This window comes from Pseudomonas sp. URIL14HWK12:I12 (genome assembly GCF_003097135.1).
In the GTDB taxonomy this organism is placed as follows: Bacteria; Pseudomonadota; Gammaproteobacteria; order Pseudomonadales; family Pseudomonadaceae; genus Aquipseudomonas.
Genome location: NZ_QEQL01000006.1, coordinates 141,287 through 158,465 on the forward strand (window position 1 = coordinate 141,287; position 17,179 = coordinate 158,465).

Annotated in this window: 17 protein-coding genes; 3 read left to right on the forward strand and 14 right to left on the reverse strand. The window is 63.5% G+C overall.

What is annotated here, in order from left to right:
* Positions 1–2 precede the first annotated feature (2 nt).
* Complete coding sequence (locus F474_RS18050; RefSeq protein WP_097087377.1) at positions 3–1,361, forward strand: sigma-54 dependent transcriptional regulator; 1,359 nt, start codon at positions 3–5, stop codon at positions 1,359–1,361.
* On the opposite strand, the gene thiO is transcribed toward F474_RS18050, so the two are convergent.
* From thiO to F474_RS18085, 7 genes are read right to left on the reverse strand one after another with little or no spacing between them, the layout of a single operon-like run.
* Positions 1,339–2,445, reverse strand: a complete 1,107-nt coding sequence (thiO, locus tag F474_RS18055; RefSeq protein WP_097087375.1) for a glycine oxidase ThiO — start codon at positions 2,443–2,445, stop codon at positions 1,339–1,341. The two genes, F474_RS18050 and thiO, sit on opposite strands and share 23 nt — an antisense overlap.
* Positions 2,446–2,448: 3 nt before the next feature.
* Entirely contained in the window at positions 2,449–2,853 is a 405-nt protein-coding gene (locus F474_RS18060) for a type IV pilin protein (RefSeq protein ID WP_097087373.1), read from the reverse strand.
* Between the two features lie 12 nt (positions 2,854–2,865).
* On the reverse strand, positions 2,866–5,991 hold the full coding sequence (locus tag F474_RS18065) for a pilus assembly protein (protein WP_097087371.1): 3,126 nt from the start codon (positions 5,989–5,991) through the stop codon (positions 2,866–2,868).
* A complete protein-coding gene (locus F474_RS18070; RefSeq protein ID WP_097087369.1) occupies positions 5,975–6,487 on the reverse strand; it encodes a PilX N-terminal domain-containing pilus assembly protein in 513 nt (170 codons plus the stop codon). The genes F474_RS18065 and F474_RS18070 overlap by 17 nt, the downstream gene beginning before the upstream one ends.
* Complete coding sequence (locus tag F474_RS18075; RefSeq protein ID WP_097087367.1) at positions 6,484–7,260, reverse strand: PilW family protein; 777 nt, start codon at positions 7,258–7,260, stop codon at positions 6,484–6,486. The genes F474_RS18070 and F474_RS18075 overlap by 4 nt, the downstream gene beginning before the upstream one ends.
* Entirely contained in the window at positions 7,257–7,730 is a 474-nt protein-coding gene (gene pilV / locus F474_RS18080; RefSeq protein WP_097087365.1) for a type IV pilus modification protein PilV, read from the reverse strand. Before pilV ends, F474_RS18075 begins: the two co-directional genes overlap by 4 nt.
* Positions 7,727–8,206, reverse strand: a complete 480-nt coding sequence (locus tag F474_RS18085; RefSeq protein ID WP_097087363.1) for a GspH/FimT family pseudopilin — start codon at positions 8,204–8,206, stop codon at positions 7,727–7,729. Before F474_RS18085 ends, pilV begins: the two co-directional genes overlap by 4 nt.
* A 138-nt stretch (positions 8,207–8,344) precedes the next feature.
* On the opposite strand from F474_RS18085, the gene F474_RS18090 reads away from it, so the two are divergent.
* The gene (locus F474_RS18090) at positions 8,345–8,863 is read left to right on the forward strand and encodes a GspH/FimT family pseudopilin (protein ID WP_097087361.1); all 519 of its coding nucleotides are present in this window, start codon (positions 8,345–8,347) and stop codon (positions 8,861–8,863) included.
* Here the strand turns inward: F474_RS18090 and ispH are convergent.
* The 6 genes from ispH to murJ all read right to left on the reverse strand — a co-directional run bounded on the left by ispH (position 8,856) and on the right by murJ (position 16,203).
* The gene (gene ispH, locus F474_RS18095; protein ID WP_097087360.1) at positions 8,856–9,803 is read right to left on the reverse strand and encodes a 4-hydroxy-3-methylbut-2-enyl diphosphate reductase; all 948 of its coding nucleotides are present in this window, start codon (positions 9,801–9,803) and stop codon (positions 8,856–8,858) included. The genes F474_RS18090 and ispH overlap by 8 nt on opposite strands.
* Positions 9,804–9,836: 33 nt before the next feature.
* Positions 9,837–10,274 carry an FKBP-type peptidyl-prolyl cis-trans isomerase gene (gene fkpB / locus F474_RS18100; RefSeq protein ID WP_097087358.1) on the reverse strand — a complete coding sequence of 146 codons (438 nt, stop codon included), beginning with the start codon at positions 10,272–10,274 and terminating at the stop codon, positions 9,837–9,839.
* Positions 10,267–10,782, reverse strand: coding sequence for a signal peptidase II (gene lspA, locus F474_RS18105; protein ID WP_097087356.1), 516 nt, complete (start codon positions 10,780–10,782; stop codon positions 10,267–10,269). Before lspA ends, fkpB begins: the two co-directional genes overlap by 8 nt.
* Positions 10,775–13,606, reverse strand: coding sequence for an isoleucine--tRNA ligase (ileS, locus tag F474_RS18110; protein ID WP_097087354.1), 2,832 nt, complete (start codon positions 13,604–13,606; stop codon positions 10,775–10,777). The genes lspA and ileS overlap by 8 nt, the downstream gene beginning before the upstream one ends.
* Entirely contained in the window at positions 13,603–14,568 is a 966-nt protein-coding gene (gene ribF, locus F474_RS18115) for a bifunctional riboflavin kinase/FAD synthetase (protein WP_165830340.1), read from the reverse strand. The genes ileS and ribF overlap by 4 nt, the downstream gene beginning before the upstream one ends.
* A gap of 96 nt (positions 14,569–14,664) precedes the next feature.
* Complete coding sequence (murJ, locus tag F474_RS18120) at positions 14,665–16,203, reverse strand: murein biosynthesis integral membrane protein MurJ (RefSeq protein ID WP_097087350.1); 1,539 nt, start codon at positions 16,201–16,203, stop codon at positions 14,665–14,667.
* Between the two features lie 187 nt (positions 16,204–16,390).
* Between murJ and rpsT the strand changes: the two genes are divergently transcribed.
* The gene (gene rpsT, locus F474_RS18125) at positions 16,391–16,660 is read left to right on the forward strand and encodes a 30S ribosomal protein S20 (protein ID WP_097087348.1); all 270 of its coding nucleotides are present in this window, start codon (positions 16,391–16,393) and stop codon (positions 16,658–16,660) included.
* 55 nt (positions 16,661–16,715) lie between these two features.
* Here rpsT and F474_RS18130 read toward each other — a convergent pair whose 3' ends face one another.
* Positions 16,716–17,177 carry a CreA family protein gene (locus F474_RS18130; protein WP_097087689.1) on the reverse strand — a complete coding sequence of 154 codons (462 nt, stop codon included), beginning with the start codon at positions 17,175–17,177 and terminating at the stop codon, positions 16,716–16,718.
* Between the last annotated feature and the right edge of the window lie 2 nt (positions 17,178–17,179).

Sequence of the window (17,179 nt, forward strand, 5' to 3'; positions counted from 1 at the left end):
CCATGAGTGCACGGCAGAAAATCCTGATCGTCGATGATGAGCCAGACATCCGCGAACTGCTCGAGATCACCCTCGGCCGCCTCAAGCTCGATACCCGCAGCGCTCGCAATGTCAGGGAAGCCCGCGACTGGCTGAGCCGCGAGGCTTTCGACCTGTGCCTGACCGACATGCGCCTGCCTGACGGCACGGGCCTGGAGCTGGTGCAGCACATTCAGCAACGCCATGCCCAGCTGCCCGTGGCCATGATCACCGCCTTCGGCAGCATGGACACGGCCATCCAGGCGCTCAAGGCAGGCGCTTTCGACTTTTTGACCAAACCGGTCGACCTTACCCGCCTGCGCGAGCTGGTAGCCAGCGCGCTGCGGCTGAGCCAACCGGCGGCAGCGGCCGTTGCCGCCGAGGCCAGCAGCGCTGGCCGGCTGCTGGGCCAGTCGGCGCCCATGCAGGCCCTGCGCAAGCAAATTGGCCGGCTAGCCCGTAGCCAAGCGCCGGTGTACATCAGCGGTGAGTCGGGCAGTGGCAAAGAGCTGGTCGCCCGCCTCATCCACGAACAAGGCCCGCGCGCCGATAAAAGCTTCGTGCCGGTCAACTGTGGGGCGATCCCCAGTGAGTTGATGGAAAGCGAATTCTTTGGCCACAAGAAGGGCAGCTTCAGTGGCGCCGTCGAAGACAAGCCAGGCCTGTTCCAGGCCGCCCATGGGGGCACGCTGTTCCTCGACGAGGTCGCCGACCTGCCGCTGCCGATGCAAGTCAAGCTGTTGCGCGCAATCCAGGAAAAGGCCGTTCGCAGCGTCGGCGGCCAGGCCGAAGTGGTGATCGACACCCGCATCCTGTGCGCCACCCACAAGAACCTGGCAGCGGAAGTCGCGGCTGGCACCTTTCGCCAAGACCTGTACTACCGGCTCAACGTGATCGAATTGCAGGTGCCTGCACTGCGCGAACGCCGCGAAGACATTCCGTTGATCACCGCGCAAGTGCTGGAAAAACTCGCCGAGGGCAGCGGCCTGCCACCGGTCACGCTATCGACGGCCGCCGCCGAAGCGCTCAAGAACTACCGTTTTCCCGGCAACGTGCGAGAGCTGGAGAACATGCTCGAACGTGCCTACACCTTGTGTGAAAACGATGTGATCGACGTCGCCGACCTGCGCTTCAATCAAGCCGCACCTCAGGCGGCGGGCGGTGAAGGCGAGCCGAGCCTTGCGCAGGTGGGCGACCTTGAGGATTACCTGGAAGGGATCGAACGCAAACTGATCCTTCAGGCCCTGGAAGAAACCCGCTGGAACCGCACCGCCGCGGCCCAGCGCCTGAACATGTCGTTTCGCTCGATGCGCTATCGGCTCAAGAAGCTGGGGCTGGACTGAGCCTCGACCCTGGTGCGTAGGGGGCCGGGTCGATGATGGGGGCCTGCCCATCGATCAGGTTCGCCAGCAGCCGGCAGGAGGCCGGCGCCAGGACCAGCCCGTTGCGGAAGTGGCCGCAGTTCAGCCACAAGCCGGGGTGGCTGCTGACCGCGCCGATGAACGGAACGCCCTCAGGCGACCCCGGCCGTAGCCCAGCCCAATGCCCCACTCGCTCGGCGCCGGCCAGCCCCGGCAACAGCGCTACAGCCGAGGCTTCAAGGCTTTCAAGCGCCTCGGCAGTCGGCGTCTTGTCGAACCCTGCATATTCCAGCGTGCTGCCCACCAGAATGTGCCCATCACGCCGCGGAATCGCATAGCGCCCTTTGGCCAGCACCATGCGCGGCAGGAAGTCGCTGGCGCTTTTGTACAGAATCATCTGCCCTTTCACCGGCTCCACCGGCAGCGCCAGGCCAAGTGTGGCCAGCAGCTCACCACTCCAGGCGCCAGCGGTCAGCACCACACGATCTGCACGCAGCGCCCCCTCGGCCGTGTGCACCCCCACTACCTGCTCGCCTTCGAGCAGGAAGCCCTCGGCGCCACAGTGTTCGCGCAGTGTGACGTTCGGGCGCCGGGCCAGGGCTGCCTTGAGCGATTTGACCAGGCGCGGGTTGCGCACGTTGGCCACGTCCGCCATGTAGATGGCCCGCTGAAAGCCTGCACCCAGGCACGGCACCTGGCGGTAAGTTGCCTCGATGCTCACGGCACTGAGCGGCCGGCGCTCACGCCGGGCCCACGCCAGCGCCTCGGCATCGTCGTCGAGGTCGAGCCAATACAGGCCGGTGACGTGCACCTCTGGGTCAAGCCCGGTCTCGAGAAACAGCCGGTCGGCCAACTGCGGGTAAAAATCCTGGGACCAGTGCGCCAAGGCGGTGACCGCCTGGCTGTAGCGCCAAGGGTAGAGTGGCGAGACGATACCGCCCCCTGCCCAGGAGGACTCAAGGCCCGCGCCCTGGCGGTCGATGACGGTGACCTGGCCTCCCGATTCGGCCAGGTTCAGGGCGCTCAGCAGGCCGATGGCGCCTGCGCCGACGATCAGCGTGTGCATCGGTCAGCGGCCCCAGCAGGTGGCGGGTGATGTGCCGCTGGCGATATCGATGTTGCTGCGAGCACCGGTGTTCTCGAGTTTGAAGGTGCCGCACACATCGCCCGCCATCAGCGTTCCAGGCCGAGGGGCAGCGGTCAGCGTCCAGGCACTGGCATTGTTTACGGTAAAAGTGAAGCTGTAGTAGGTGTTGGCAGCCAGGGGGGCGAAGTCAGTGTATTTACCGCCGTTACGGGTGTAGTAGCGCTCGGCTGCCTGGGCCATTTCACCCATCTGCTCCACCACCGCCGCGCGCTGGGTGCGCTTCACGTAGTTGGTGTACGAGGGGTAGGCGATTGCCGCGAGAATGCCGATGATGGCCACAACCACCATCATCTCGATCAGGGTGAAACCACGCTGCCTGGAATCCATTAACTGCTCCATCTATTGGATCTGTCGCCACATGATACGCCGGCTTGCGCCCGGTAGGCTGCCCGGGGATCCGCTGCAACTATCACCGGTACAGGTGCCGGTGCCATTGAGCTTGCGCGTTACCAATGCACCGCTGGAGGTGTTGGCCTGCAGCACATCAGTACCGGTGCTGTCGCCGAACAGCACCGCCACGCCGCCTGCATAACCCGTAGCTATCACCAGCCCGCTGTTGGGCGTGGTGGTGCCGCTGATCATGGAGTTCACGAACATCTGCCCGGTGAACGCCTGCAACAGCACGATTCGCCCGAAACCCTGGGCCGAACAAGGGTCTGAAGTGTCGACCCCAGCCGTGGTGAAAATGATGCGCCCGCGTGAGTAACTCGCCTGGAAGATCACGCGCTCGCCCACCAGCGTGTTGTTGTAGCTCAGCGGCATGTACCAGCCCTTCTTGCTGGTGTAGTCGACCGGGTTCTGGCTGGTGGTCATGTAGGTATCACCGCCGGAGCTGTAAGTGCCGGTGATCGACTGCGCGGTGAGGTCGGACACTGTGTAGTTGGCCGTGCTCGAATCGGTGTCGCGCACGGCGTAAAAGGCCTGCACGGCGGTGGTGGTCTTATCGGTGGTTTCCATGAACTTGCCGGTGCCCACGAACACGTTGTAGCCCCCGGCCGGGTTGGCCACCACCAACGGCTGCGCGGTGATCGGTTGGTTGGCGCCGCCGCTGGCCGTGAGCAAGGGGTTGCCCGAAAACGCCACGCCCCAGCTGGCGGAGGCGCTGCTGGTCAGGTCGAATTTCCACAAGCGCCCCTTGAGGTCACCGGCATAGGCGTACTGCACCACGTCCGATGCATTCACGCGCAGGGCGACCGACGACAGGCCGTTGTCCGTTTCAGCGGTATTGATGGTGATCTTGCGAATCAGCGCCCCGGTCGACAGGTTGACCACGTAGAGCGCCGCGTTGCCCGATGTACTGCCATAGCCGTTGGCGATGAAGGCCGCCCACGTACCATCGGCCAACCGGGCCACCTGCGGTTTGGCGTAGGCATAACCGAGGTCGCTGAAGCCTGCGGTACTGCTGTTGATCTCCCACAGCGCAGAAGGCGTATTGCTGCCGTTGCTGTACAGCCGGATCGCGTAGTAGCCCTTGCCCCCCGCGCCGGTGCCACCTAGCGCGACGGTGTTCCATGCCCCGTTTATCTGGGCATCGAAGATGCTGACCTGCCCGTCGTTCTGGAAGCGGTGTGCCGCGCCATTGGCATAGCCGGTATCGGCCACGTTGACCAGGCCATTGAGCGCGGTCGAGGGCATGTAGGCATAGCGGCGGGCGCCGCTGGACGCCGTGAGCACGTTGGTGAAGCCCAGGTTGTCGTTGAACACGATGCTCGGGGTCATGTTCGTGGCCTTGCTGGTCACGAACGTTGAATAGCTGGTGTCACCGGCGGTGTCGGAGGCGTTGATGTCAGTGGGCGATGCGTAGGCCACCGGCGAGTTGATGATGTCGCCGATCAGCACGGTGCGCGTGCGCAGGCCGGCCTTGTTGGTGCCTTTGGTCCATTCCACCAGGTCATTGCCGGTGGTGCCCAGGGGCAACCCCACACTCATTGCGGTTTGCTGAAGGGGCGACAAATTGGCGAAGTTGAAGGTCACCGGCGCGTTGGTGGCGGTGTTCCATGACTGGTAAAGGCTGGTGGAGGTACCCACCGCCACGGTGCTGTCGGTGCTCCAGGTGGGGGTGCCGCTGTTGAGGGTGCCGTCGCTGTTGAAGCTGAACGCCTTGATGGTGCCCCGCCAGTCGAGCGGGTTGTAGGTGGCTTGGTAGTAGAAGGAGCTGGAGGTGAGCGAAGAACTGTTGGCGCTACCGGTGGCACCCGAGCCGGATTGGGCACTGATGGCATTGAGGGCGGCTGTCAGCGCCGTGGTCAGGGAGTTCGCGTCGCTGGCCTGATAATAGGTGCCGTGGCCATAGTTGGCCGCATCCGAGAGCATCTGGTTGGCCGCCGTGAAGCCCACGGTGTAGGTCAGCATGTTCTGCTGGGTGAAGTCCGTGGCGTCCCAGTTCTTGCCCGCAAGGTCGCTGCCGTTGGCAGCGGTGCGCATGTCGATGTCATAGGCGAACTTGGCTACGTCATCGAGGTAGAGCGTATCGCCCTCCCCGTCGCCATTGAGGTTGTCGCCATCGTTGTTGACGTTATCCCAGTTAGGCAGCGTGTTGCCGGAGGTATAGGCAGGGTCGGAAGACGGAAAGGTACGGTCGTAGGTTGGCAAGCCGTCAGTGATCACCACCCCGAAGTTTTTCTGGCAACGATATTGGATCGGGCTGGTGTAGGTAGCCGGGGTGCTGTTGTAGTACGGCGACAGCCCGCGCATGTAGCGGGTGATTTCGTAGTAGGTTTCTGCCAGCGGTGTATTGGCAGAGGCGGTCAGCCCCCCGATCGAGCTCAAGAGGTTGTTGTAGTTGGTATTGGCCTGCGCCTGTGTGGTAGTGGTGGTGGCCTGCAGGTCTGCGATCACCTGGGCGATCTTGCCGCCTGGGCCCGGGTTGCCCGTCACCGGCGGGTTGAACGTGGCAAGCCCGATACGCAGCGCGCGGTTGGCGGTCACCAGTTGCGACGCTACGGTGCGCGCAACGTTGATGCGATAGTCGTTGGGAATGGAGCCGTCGGTGTAATCCTTGGAGGTCGAGCTGCCCATCAGGCCGATCAGGTACGAGAGGTAGTTGGCCGAGTAGCGAGTGTTGCCACCGCCGACCGGGTCGGGCAGCTTCAGGCAATAGCGCGTGTTGTTGCGATACAGGCCGGTGTAACCCAGCAGGCAGCCGCCCCGGTTCAGATTGCCTACCAGTATGTTCTCGCTGTCCATGTCGAGGCCGGAGATCGTGTTGCAGTCGTAGTAATACACACAGGCATAAACTGCGGGGCGCGTGACGCTCTGGTCGAAGGCTGTGGAGCGGATGAGGTTGTTCATGCTGCCGGAGTTATCCACCAGCATCATCAGGTTCGGCGGCACGGCTGCGGCGCTCAGCAGCGGTGACGGCGACGGCGTGAAGGCAGCCCAGGCCGGGGTGCTCAGGTAGAGGCCCAGCACCAGCCCGTACAGCCAGGCGAGCCAACCGTGCCGCGCTTTAGGGCTTCTTGGCATAAATACTCTCCAGCACCGTGCGTACGGCCGTGTTGTTCGGGTTCATGCCTATCGCCGTGATGCGATAGAGCATCACCGAGGAGCCCTCGGCTGCATCGAAATTGACCGGCGCGGTACCGGTGATACCCAGGTATTGAATGGCGTACAGCCCGTCAGCCACGGTGCCCTGCCAGAGCACGCCACCGGCGTTGCCGGGGCCCACGACGGCGGCAGTATCGGGTGGTTTACAGGCCGCAGCGCTGGCGCAGACTGCCGGGTTGGAGGTGCCCTTGAAAATAGCGAACTCCCCCACGCGCAGCGCCGATTCGGCCAGTTGCAAGGTGGTGTTGCGGGTGGCCACGCTGCCGGCCATCTTCTCCTGCAAGGTGGCGTTCTGCATGGAAGAAATGCCGATCAGCGTGAGCAACAGAAGAAATACCAGTGCAACCACCAGAACCGCGCCGCGCTGGCTGGCGGTATGGGACGGGCAATGGGAAAAAGTACGGGCCATGGTCATAGCATCCGATTGCGCAGCGCTGCCGTCACGCTGAAGCGTTGGTCGGCTACGCCTGCGGCGACATTAGCGGTGGCAACAGGGTCGGTGACGGTGAAGCTGATGCGTACGCTACGAATGCGCCCGGCCTGCACAGGCGTCACGCTGTTGGCATAGCTGGAAACCGCCACGTCGCTGTCGTCAGCGGTGCTGGACAGGCCAAACGAAAGCGCGAACGCCGAAACGTTGCTCACCAGAACCTGCTGCGCAGCTCCGGTACCGGTGTAGATCGCCTGGTTGGCAACCTTGTAGGTATACACGGTTTGGCGGATGGGGAACGTTGATTGCGCCGTGGTCACAGCCCCTTGGGGAGGATTGCCGGTGTACACCGTCGCGCCTGAGCGGCAATCGGAGACCACGGTCCAAGCAGGCGTACCGCCACCGGCGGTGCCTACATCGGCAGTGTTGAGGGTAAGCACCGTGCCGTTTGCATCGGTGGTCGAGGTGATCCACGCATCGTTGTTGAGCAGGGTCGAAAAGCTCTGGTTGGTGCTCAGGTCGCTGGTACTGTTGGGCGCCACCACCACACAGCCGTACATGCCAACCATGCGAATTTCCTGGCTCAGCCGGCTGAGCAGGTACCGGGCGTCTTCCTGCATGGCGGCCGAGCTGTTCTGTGCGCTGTAGGTGGCGCGCGCCGAGAGGAAGATATTGGTGACGCCCAGGGTGATGATCAGGCCCAACGCCAGGGATACCATCAGTTCGATCAGGCTGAGGCCGCGCTGGTAATGGCTCATGGGGTGACCACCGTGTCCATCGCCACGCGGCTGACCAGCTTGAAGGTCTGCAGGTTGGCCTCGCCAGTGACACCGTTGGACGTGTTCACCGCGCTGGCAGCGCGGGTATCGTCCCAGCTCACGGTGATGGTGTACACATAGCCATTCTTGGCGATGCTTGCATCGGCCGTAGCACCGAGCTGGCCCTTGAGCGCGGTGGAAAAATCGAACAGGTCTTGGGTCAATGGTGTGGCGCTACCTGCCGTGGGGGCCGCCGCCAGGTTGGCCAAGGTGTAGTTCGAACCCGGGTTGGCCCGGATGCGGTCCATCATGTCGTAGGCGATGTAGCTGGCCTTGGTGCGCAGGGTCGAGCTGTCGGTGAACTTCAAGGCGTTGAGCTGGATGGCGGCCGCGCCCAAAAGGCCGATGGCCATGATCAACAGCGCAACCATCACTTCGATCAGGCTCGAGCCTCGCTGATGGCGCATCATGGGCACGTGGTTCCATTGTTGAGGATCATGCGGCCGTTGGAACACACCACGATATTGCGGGTGATGGTGCCGTTGGTGTAGGTAAATACCAAAGCGTTCGATGGCGAAATCATTGACCCCAGGTTATTGAACTCGACCAAAGTCTCTGCGCCCGAGGCGGTCATCGTCGAGTTCGAAGCCATGGCTGGAACGACGCGCAGAGGCGGGTTCGCATTGGAGGCAAGGAACACATTCAGTATCCCGGCCCACGTTCCGGTGCTGTTGTTATCGGGTGCCACCCTGACATTCACCCCCCGATTGATCGCCTCGAGCCGCGCGTAGTTGAGCGCTCGATAGAAATCACTGGTTTCAGTGTCGGCACGCCCACGCGCCATCATCGTGATGAAGGACGGCACGGCAATGGCTGCCACGATCGCCAGCACTGCGACGGTGACGATCAATTCCACCAGCGTAAAACCCTTTAAACGTTGATGCATTGCCACTTCTCCTCGACGCGCCGACTATACCCTCGCCCCGGCAACGACCTGCTGCGGCACAGGATATACGGTTATTTTTGAAGGACCAGCGCACGGAAGCGCTGCTTTTGGAAAATTCGTTTCAGGGAGGAAACCGCCATGGAAGGCCCACGCCAGAGTGGCTGGACGCTGGTCGAGCTGTTGGGAACCTGTGCCGTTGTAATAATACTGGCGGTGCTGAGCCTTCATACCCTACCGCTGCTGGTCGAGCATCAGCAGCGCATCACGCTAGCAGAAGATCTCGCGCAGTCTCTCAAGAGCGCCCGGCTCGAAGCGATACTGCGCAGCCAACGGGTCGTGCTCAAGCCACTTGAAGGGGGATGGAGTGCCGGTTGGCAGGTGCTCATGCCAGGCGAACAGCAAAGCCCGCCGCTAAGAGAAGCGCTCGGCATTCCCAGCGTGCGGGTGGTACCTACCCGCAACGTTCAAGAACAGGTGGCCTTCGACTACCTAGGCCGCCCGGCGCTGGAGAACAACGGCGCGCTGGCCGCCTCATTCCACTTCTGCGATGCCCGCAACCCCGAGCGCCACCGCCGTGTGATCATCGCCCGCACCGGCCGTGTACGCATCAGTACCGCGCCGCCAGCCACCGTGCTGTGCCAGGGGCCGCTCAGCTGACCTGCTTGACCCGCAGTTCCTTGGGCATCGAGAAGGTGATGTTCTCCGGCCGCCCCGCCAGCTCGTCTGCGCCGACGGCGCCCCACGCGTGCAGTTGCTCGATCACACCGCGCACCAGCACCTCGGGGGCCGAAGCACCCGCCGTGATGCCAATACGCTCGACGCCTTCGAACCACTCGCGCTTGAGGTCTTCGGCGCCGTCGATCAGGTACGCCGGGGTGCTCATGCGTTCGGCCAGCTCACGCAGGCGGTTTGAGTTGGAGCTGTTGGGGCTGCCTACGACCAGCACCACATCGCACTCGTCGGCCAGTTGCTTGACCGCGTCCTGGCGGTTCTGAGTGGCGTAGCAGATGTCGTCCTTGCGCGGGCCGCCGATATGGGGGAAGCGAGCACGCAGGGCATCGATCACCCGGCTGGTGTCGTCCATCGACAGCGTGGTCTGGGTCACGAAGGCGAGGTTTTCGGGGTTGCGCACCTGCAGGCGGGCGACGTCTTGTTCGTCCTCGACCAAATAGATGGCGCCACCACTGGCGGTGTCGTACTGGCCCATGGTGCCCTCCACCTCCGGGTGCCCTTCGTGGCCGATGAGGATCGTTTCGCGGCCGTCGCGGCTGTAGCGGGCCACTTCGATGTGCACCTTGGTCACCAGCGGGCAGGTTGCATCGAAGACTTTCAGGCCGCGCCCTGCCGCCTCCTGGCGAACGGCCTGGGACACGCCATGGGCGCTGAAGATGACGATCACGTCGTCAGGCACCTGGTCGAGCTCTTCGACGAAGATCGCCCCGCGCGAGCGCAGGTCTTCGACTACGAACTTGTTGTGCACCACTTCATGGCGCACATAGATGGGCGGGCCGAACACCTCCAGGGCGCGGTTGACGATCTCGATGGCGCGATCGACACCGGCACAGAAGCCGCGGGGGTTGGCGAGTTTGATCTGCATAAAGGCTCCCGGCACAAGGCCAGCGGCCAGGGCTCAGAGCGCCCTGACCTCGATGATGTCGACTTCGAAAGTCAGTGTCTTGCCGGCCAGCGGATGGTTGAAGTCTACGGTCACCTGGGCGGCGTCGAAGGCTTTGACAATGCCAGGCAGCTCGGTGTTGGCCGCGTCGTTGAAGATCACCAGCAAACCGTCCGAAAGCTCCATGCCCTCGAACTGCGAACGTGGCATCACCTGAACGTTCTGCGGGTTGGGCTGGCCGAAGGCGTTCTCCGGCGCAATGGTGAGCGAGCGCTTGTCACCGGCCTTGAAGCCGAACAGCGCGGCCTCGAAACCCGGCAGCAGGTTGCCATCGCCCACCTTGAACACCGCCGGCGCCTTGTCGAAGGTGCTGTCGACGGTATTGCCGTCTTCAAGGTGAAGGGCGAAGTGCAGGGTCACTTCGGTGTTCTGGCCGATGCGTACGTCAGTCATGGGCCTTGTCTCCGGCGGGCTTCTTGGATTTGAGCATGTCCAGCGCGAGCATGATCGCGCCCACGGTGATAGCGCTGTCGGCCACATTGAAGGCCGGGAAGCGCCAGGTGTCTTTCCAGTGCACCAGGATGAAGTCGATGACGTGGCCCAGCACCATGCGGTCATACAGGTTCCCCAGCGCACCACCAAGCACCAGCGCCAGCGCGATGGCCAGCCATGTGTCGCCCTTGCCCAGGCGTTTGAGCCATACCACCAGGATCACGCTGACCACCACGGCGATCAGCGCGAACAGCCAGCGCTGCCAGCCGGAATGGTCGGCCAGGAAGCTGAACGCCGCGCCGGTGTTGTAGGCCAGCGTCCAGCTGAACAGGTCAGGGATCACCACGATCTGTTCGTACAGGCCCAGGTGGCCTTCGAACCAGGCCTTGCTGAACTGGTCGATCACCACCACCAGGACGCTCAGCCACAGCCAGGCCAGGCGCCCGAAACGTGCCTTCAGGTCAGGCATAGTGGCGCACCTCGCCGGAGCCTGCGATGTTGTCGGCGCAGCGGCCGCAGATTTCCGGATGCTCGGGGTTCACGCCTACGTCGTCGCGGAAGTGCCAGCAGCGGCCGCACTTGGTGCCCGCGCTCTTGACTACCTTGAGCTTCAGGCCTGGCACGTCGGTGGCCACAGCGTCGGCCGGGGCCTGGGCGAACGGTGCCAGGCTCGCCTTGGAGGTGATCAGCACGAAGCGCAGTTCGTCGCCCAGCTTGGCCAGGTCGCCGCCCAGGGCCTGGTCGGTGAACAGCGTCACCTGCGCCTGAAGGTTGCCGCCAATGGCCTTGGCCGACCGCTGGTTTTCCAGCTCCTTGTTCACCGCGCCCTTGACCGCCATCACGCTGGCCCAGTAGGCACGACCCATCTCGGTGCCCTCTGGCAGCTCGGCCAGGCCTTCGTACCAGGTGTTGAGCATCACCGATTCGTTACGCTCGCCCGGCAGGTACTGCCACACTTCGTCGGCGGTGAACGCCAGGATCGGCGCGATCCAGCGCACCAGGGCCTCGGCGATGTGATAGAGCGCAGTCTGGCAGGAGCGCCGCGCCACGCTGTTCTCGGCGGTGGTGTATTGGCGGTCCTTGATGATATCGAGGTAGAACCCGCCCAGCTCCTGCACGCAGAAGTTGTGCACCTTGGAGTAGACATTCCAGAAACGGTAGTCACGGTAGCTCTCTTCGAGCTCCCGCTGCAGCAGCAGGGCGCGGTCTACCGCCCAGCGATCCAGGGCGATCATCTGCTCGGCTGGCAGCAGGTGCTGGGCAGGGTCGAAGCCCTTGAGGTTGGATAGCAGGAAGCGCGCGGTGTTACGGATGCGCCGGTAGGCATCGGCACTGCGCTGCAGGATCTGCTCGGACACCGCCATTTCGCCGGAGTAGTCGGTCGAGGCGATCCACAGGCGCAGGATATCGGCTCCCAGCGTATCGTTGACCTTCTGCGGGGCGATCACATTGCCCAGCGACTTGGACATCTTGCGGCCGTTCTCGTCCACGGTGAAACCGTGCGTCAGCAGCTCGCGATACGGCGCGTGGCCGTCGATGGCGCAACCGGTGAGCAACGAGGAGTGGAACCAGCCGCGGTGCTGGTCGGAGCCTTCAAGGTACAGGTCGGCACGCGGGCCTTCGCTGTGGCCCAGCGGGTGTGAGCCGCGCAGTACGTGCCAGTGGGTGGTGCCGGAGTCGAACCACACGTCCAGGGTGTCGCTGATCTTCTCGTAGTCGGCGGCTTCGTCGCCCAGCAGCTCGGCGGCGTCGAGCTTGAACCAGGCTTCGATGCCTTCCTGCTCGACGCGCAGGGCCACCTGTTCCATCAGCTCGACGGTGCGCGGGTGCAGCTCGCCGGTCTGTTTGTGCAGGAAGAACGGGATTGGGACGCCCCAGTTGCGCTGGCGCGAGATGCACCAGTCAGGCCGGCCGGCGATCATGTCGCGCAGGCGCGCCTTGCCCCAGTCGGGAACGAATTCGGTCTGCTCGATCGCTGCCAGGGAGCGCTCGCGCAGCGTTGCGCCCTCGACCGGCTCGCGGTCCATGCCCACGAACCACTGGGCAGTGGCCCGGTAGATCAGCGGGGTCTTGTGGCGCCAGCAGTGCATGTAGCTGTGCTGGATGTTTTCGGTGTGCATCAACGCATCGACTTCACGGAGCTTGTCGACGATGGCCGCGCCGGCTTTCCAGATGAACTGGCCGCCGAAGAACTCAAGGCTGTCGACATACACCCCGTTGCTCTGCACCGGGGTGAGGATGTCGTCGTTGCTCATGCCGTAGCGCTTGCAGCTGAGGAAGTCTTCCTCGCCGTAGGCGGGGGCCGAGTGCACCACGCCGGTGCCCGCGCCCAGCTCAACGTAGTCGGCCAGGTACATCGGCGACAGGCGGTCGTAGAAAGGGTGGCGGAAGTTCAGCAGCTCCAGCTTGGCGCCCACCGTAGTGGCCACGACCTGGCCTTCACGGCCATAGCGCTTGAGGCAGCTTTCAACCAGCTCTTCGGCCAGCACCAGCAGGCGGTCGCCCACATCCACCAAGGCATAGGTGAACTCGGGGTTCACGTTCAGCGCCTGGTTGGCAGGGATGGTCCAGGGGGTGGTGGTCCAGATCACGACACTGGCAGGCTTGGCCAGGCTCGGGAGGCCAAAGGCCTGGGCCAGTGCAGCAGGGTCGGCCGCAGGGAACGCCACGTCGAGGGTAACGGACTTTTTGTCGGCGTACTCGACCTCGGCTTCGGCCAGCGCCGAGCCGCACTCGAAGCACCAGTTCACCGGTTTCAGGCCCTTGAACACGAAGCCTGCACGAACCATCTCGCCGAGCGCACGGATTTCACCGGCTTCGTTGGCGAAGTTCATGGTTTTGTAGGGGTTTGCCCAGTCGCCCAGTACCCCGAGCCGGATGAAACCGGCTTTTTGCTCTTCGATCTGCTCGCTGGCGTAGGCGCGGCACAGCTCGCGGGTCTTGTCGGCGGGCAGGCCCTTGCCGTGGGTCACTTCGACCTTGTGCTCGATCGGCAGGCCGTGGCAGTCCCAGCCGGGTACATAAGGCGCATCGAAGCCCGACAGGGTCTTGGAGCGCACGATCATGTCCTTGAGGATCTTGTTGACCGCATGGCCCAGGTGAATGCTGCCGTTGGCGTAGGGCGGGCCGTCGTGCAGAACGAAGGTGGGCCGGCCTTTGCCAATCTCGCGCAGCTTCTGGTACAGGCCAATGCTGTCCCAGCGTGCCAGGGTCTGCGGCTCGCGCTGGGGCAGGCCGGCTTTCATCGGGAAGTCGGTGTCCGGAAGATTAAGCGTGGCTTTGTAGTCGGTCATTTCAGGCTCTTCGTGGTGGCGGGTTGCCCCTGCCAATGGGCTTGCCAGTAGGCTCTTGCGGCGGCGACGTCGGCACCGATCGCGGCCTTGAGCGCCTCCAGGGAGGCGAAACGCTGCTCGTCGCGCAGCTTGTGGTGAAACACCACGGTAATACGGCGGCCGTAGAGGTCGCCGGTGTAGTCCAGCAGATGAATCTCAAGGTGCGGGCGGCCATCGCCGGCAACGGTCGGGCGCACACCAATGTTGGCAACACCTGCCCGGGCTTGGCCATCGATCTCGGCGCTGACCAGGTACACCCCGGCCAGGGCCGCGCGACGGCGCTTGAGTTGCACATTGGCAGTGGGCCAGCCCAGCTGGCGGGCGAGCTTCTGGCCATGCAGCACGCGGCCGGTAATGCTGAAGGGCCGCCCCAGCAGGCGTTCGGCCGAGGCGAAGTCGCCTTGAGCCAGTGCAGCCCTTATCTGGGTAGAGCTCACGCGCGTGCCGGCAGACTCTACGGTATGCGCAGCTTCCACGGTAAAACCCAGGCGAGCGCCGGCTTCGACCAGGAAGGCGAAGTCGCCGAGGCGATCGCACCCGAAGCGAAAGTCGTCGCCAACCTCCAGATGCCTGACGCCCAGGCCCTGTACCAGGACGGTATCGACGAACGCTTCGGCACTGAGTTGGCGAAAACGTTGGTTGAACGCCAGGCACACGACCTGATCCACACCCTCGGCCTGTAGCAGCTCGACCTTGTCTCGCAGACGCGCCAGCCGTGGCGGGGCCTGGTCGGGGGTGAAGTACTCACGTGGCTGCGGCTCGAAAAGGATCACGCAGGTAGGCAGGCCCAGCTCGGCGCCGCGCTCGCGCAAACGCGCCAGGATGGCCTGGTGGCCGCGGTGAACGCCGTCGAAATTGCCAATGGTGGCGACGCAGCCCCGGTGCCGGGGGCGCAGGTTGTGAAGGCCTCGAACCAGCTGCATAACGCGCTTCTTGCTCATAAAGTGGGCGATTATAACCACAGCCGGGCACAAGCGACAGGCAAGAGACGCCTGCCCGGCGCCGGCCAGATGAAACCGTCAGTGCAGGCCGCGCCGAGAGAAATGGCGCAAACGGAAGCCCAGCAACGCCAGCACGCCGAAATACACCACCACGCCGGCGCCAATCAGCAGGCCCAGACGGGTGAAGCGCTCGTACATCACCCCGTCGCTCCAGGCCGGCATCACCTGCATCAGCCCCCACAACACCGCCGCCATGGCCAGCACCGCCAGCGCCAGCCGGGCGAGGAACCAGGGCCAGCCGGCCTGGGGCTGGAACAACGCCTGCCGGCGCAGTTGCCAAAACAGCATTGCCGCATTGAGCGTGGCGCCGCCGCTGATCGCCAATGCCAACCCGGCATGCTTGAGTGAGCCGATAAAGGCCAGGTTGAGCAACTGGGTGACGACCAGCGTGAACATCGCGATCTTCACGGGAGTGCGAATATTTTGCTGGGCATAAAAGCCAGGTGCCAGCACCTTGATCATGATGATGCCGAGCAGCCCTACGGAATAGGCAACCAGCGCCTGCTGAGTCATGGCTGCATCATGGGCATCGAACTTGCCGTACTGAAACAGCGAAACGGTGAGTGGCTCTGCCAGCAGCGCCAGCGCCACCGAACACGGCAGCACCAGCAGAAAGCACAACCGCAGACCCCAGTCGAGGATGCGGGAATACTCGTGGCGATCCTTGTTGGCATAGGTCTTGGCCAAGGTAGGCAGCAGGATCGTCCCCAGCGCCACGCCCAGCACCCCGGAAGGCAGCTCCATCAGCCGGTCGGCGTAATACATCCATGACACCGAGCCTGCCACCAGGAACGAAGCGAAGATGGTGTTGATGATCAGCGAGACCTGGCTCACAGACACCCCCAGAATCGCCGGCAGCATCTTGCTCATCACCCGCCGCGCACCGCTGTGGCGCCAGTCGATGCGCGGCAGCACCAGCATGCCGATCTTTTTCAGGTGCGGCAGTTGGTAGAGGATCTGCAGCAACCCACCGGCCAGCACCCCCCAGGCCAGCACCATCACGGGCGGGTCGAAATAAGGCGTGAGAAACAGCGCGAAGACGATCTGGCTGACGTTGAGCAGCGTGGGCGTGAATGCCGGTACCGAGAAACGGTTCCAGGTGTTGAGCACCGCCCCCGCCAGGGACGAGAGCGAGATCAGCAATATATAGGGGAAGGTCACCCGCAACAGGGCACTGGTAAGCTCGAATTTCTCCGGCGTATCGGCAAACCCAGGGGCGGTCAGCCAGATCACCCAGGGTGCGGCGATTACGCCCAGCACGGTGACCACGGCCAGGGCCAGAGTGAGCAGGCCCGCCACATAGGCCACGAAGGTGCGGGCGGCCTCCTCGCCTTGCTGGTTCTTGTATTCGGCCAAGATCGGCACAAAAGCCTGGGAGAACGCACCCTCGGCGAAGATGCGGCGCAACAGGTTGGGCAGCTTGAAGGCGATGAAGAAGGCATCGGTAGCCATGCCGGCACCGAAGATACGCGCGATCAGCGTATCGCGTACAAAACCCAGCACCCGCGAGATCATGGTGATGGAGCTGACCGCAGCGAGGGACTTGAGCAGATTCATGGATAGCCGGCGCGCAGGGACGAAAGGCGCAGAGTGTACCCGCCCCTGCCGCGAAAAAAAGCCTGATCGCACGTGAACGACCATTCAGCGGAACTGCCGCATCACCCTTGACATCCGAGCCGAGCATCGGCATGATTCGCGGCCTTATTTGTCTGCTTAACCCCAAGTCTTTCCAAGGAGCTCGACGGTGGCCAACTCACCTTCTGCCAAAAAACGCGCAAAACAGGCTGAGAAGCGTCGCAGCCACAACGCCAGCCTGCGGTCCATGGTTCGTACCTACATCAAGAATGTAGTCAAGGCCATTGCTACCAAAGACGCCGACAAAGCCCAGACCGCCTACACCCTGGCTGTGCCTGTCATCGACCGTATGGCCGATAAAGGCATCATCCACAAGAACAAGGCTGCTCGCCACAAGAGCCGCCTGAACGCACACGTCAAGGCTCTGAAAGCTGCCTGATCTGCGTTCCGTTCGAAAAAACCGGCCTTGAGCCGGTTTTTTCATGCCTGCAATTTCAAGGCGCGGGCGGGGTACTCCACGGCAGGATCGGTATGGCCGTGACCGCGTTCTGCGGGCTACCTTCGATCATCCGGTCGCTGTACACCAGGTACACGAGCGTGTTGCGCTTCTGGTCGAAGAACCGCACCACCTGCATCGTCTTGAAGACCAGCGAGGTGCGCTCCTTGAACACCACTTCGCCATCCTGCAACGGCTTGGCAAACCGAATGGGGCCCACTTGCCGGCAAGCGATGGACGCCTCGGCGCGATCTTCAGCCAGGCCCAGGCCGCCCTTGACGCCGCCGGTCTTGGCACGCGACAGGTAGCAAGTCACACCCTCGACCTTGGGATCGTCGAATGCCTCGACCACGATCTTGTCATTGGGCCCGAGGAACTTGAACACCGTGGACACTTCGCCCACCTGCTCGGCGCGCGCCAGGCCCGGCAGTAGCACCAGCGCCGCCAGGCACACCCTCATCG

What these genes read in the sequence shown, in the direction of transcription:
- F474_RS18065 (WP_097087371.1), bottom strand. Translation starts at nt 5,991, where the DNA reads ATGCCAAGAAGCCCTAAAGCGCGGCACGGTTGGCTCGCCTGGCTGTAC.
- F474_RS18085 (WP_097087363.1), bottom strand. Translation starts at nt 8,206, where the DNA reads ATGCATCAACGTTTAAAGGGTTTTACGCTGGTGGAATTGATCGTCACC.
- F474_RS18075 (WP_097087367.1), bottom strand. Translation starts at nt 7,260, where the DNA reads ATGAGCCATTACCAGCGCGGCCTCAGCCTGATCGAACTGATGGTATCC.
- pilV (WP_097087365.1), bottom strand. Translation starts at nt 7,730, where the DNA reads ATGATGCGCCATCAGCGAGGCTCGAGCCTGATCGAAGTGATGGTTGCG.
- fkpB (WP_097087358.1), bottom strand. Translation starts at nt 10,274, where the DNA reads ATGACTGACGTACGCATCGGCCAGAACACCGAAGTGACCCTGCACTTC.
- F474_RS18060 (WP_097087373.1), bottom strand. Translation starts at nt 2,853, where the DNA reads ATGGATTCCAGGCAGCGTGGTTTCACCCTGATCGAGATGATGGTGGTT.
- F474_RS18130 (WP_097087689.1), bottom strand. Translation starts at nt 17,177, where the DNA reads ATGAGGGTGTGCCTGGCGGCGCTGGTGCTACTGCCGGGCCTGGCGCGC.
- murJ (WP_097087350.1), bottom strand. Translation starts at nt 16,203, where the DNA reads ATGAATCTGCTCAAGTCCCTCGCTGCGGTCAGCTCCATCACCATGATC.
- F474_RS18050 (WP_097087377.1), top strand. Translation starts at nt 3, where the DNA reads ATGAGTGCACGGCAGAAAATCCTGATCGTCGATGATGAGCCAGACATC.
- F474_RS18070 (WP_097087369.1), bottom strand. Translation starts at nt 6,487, where the DNA reads ATGACCATGGCCCGTACTTTTTCCCATTGCCCGTCCCATACCGCCAGC.
- F474_RS18090 (WP_097087361.1), top strand. Translation starts at nt 8,345, where the DNA reads ATGGAAGGCCCACGCCAGAGTGGCTGGACGCTGGTCGAGCTGTTGGGA.
- ribF (WP_165830340.1), bottom strand. Translation starts at nt 14,568, where the DNA reads ATGCAGCTGGTTCGAGGCCTTCACAACCTGCGCCCCCGGCACCGGGGC.
- thiO (WP_097087375.1), bottom strand. Translation starts at nt 2,445, where the DNA reads ATGCACACGCTGATCGTCGGCGCAGGCGCCATCGGCCTGCTGAGCGCC.
- lspA (WP_097087356.1), bottom strand. Translation starts at nt 10,782, where the DNA reads ATGCCTGACCTGAAGGCACGTTTCGGGCGCCTGGCCTGGCTGTGGCTG.
- ileS (WP_097087354.1), bottom strand. Translation starts at nt 13,606, where the DNA reads ATGACCGACTACAAAGCCACGCTTAATCTTCCGGACACCGACTTCCCG.
- ispH (WP_097087360.1), bottom strand. Translation starts at nt 9,803, where the DNA reads ATGCAGATCAAACTCGCCAACCCCCGCGGCTTCTGTGCCGGTGTCGAT.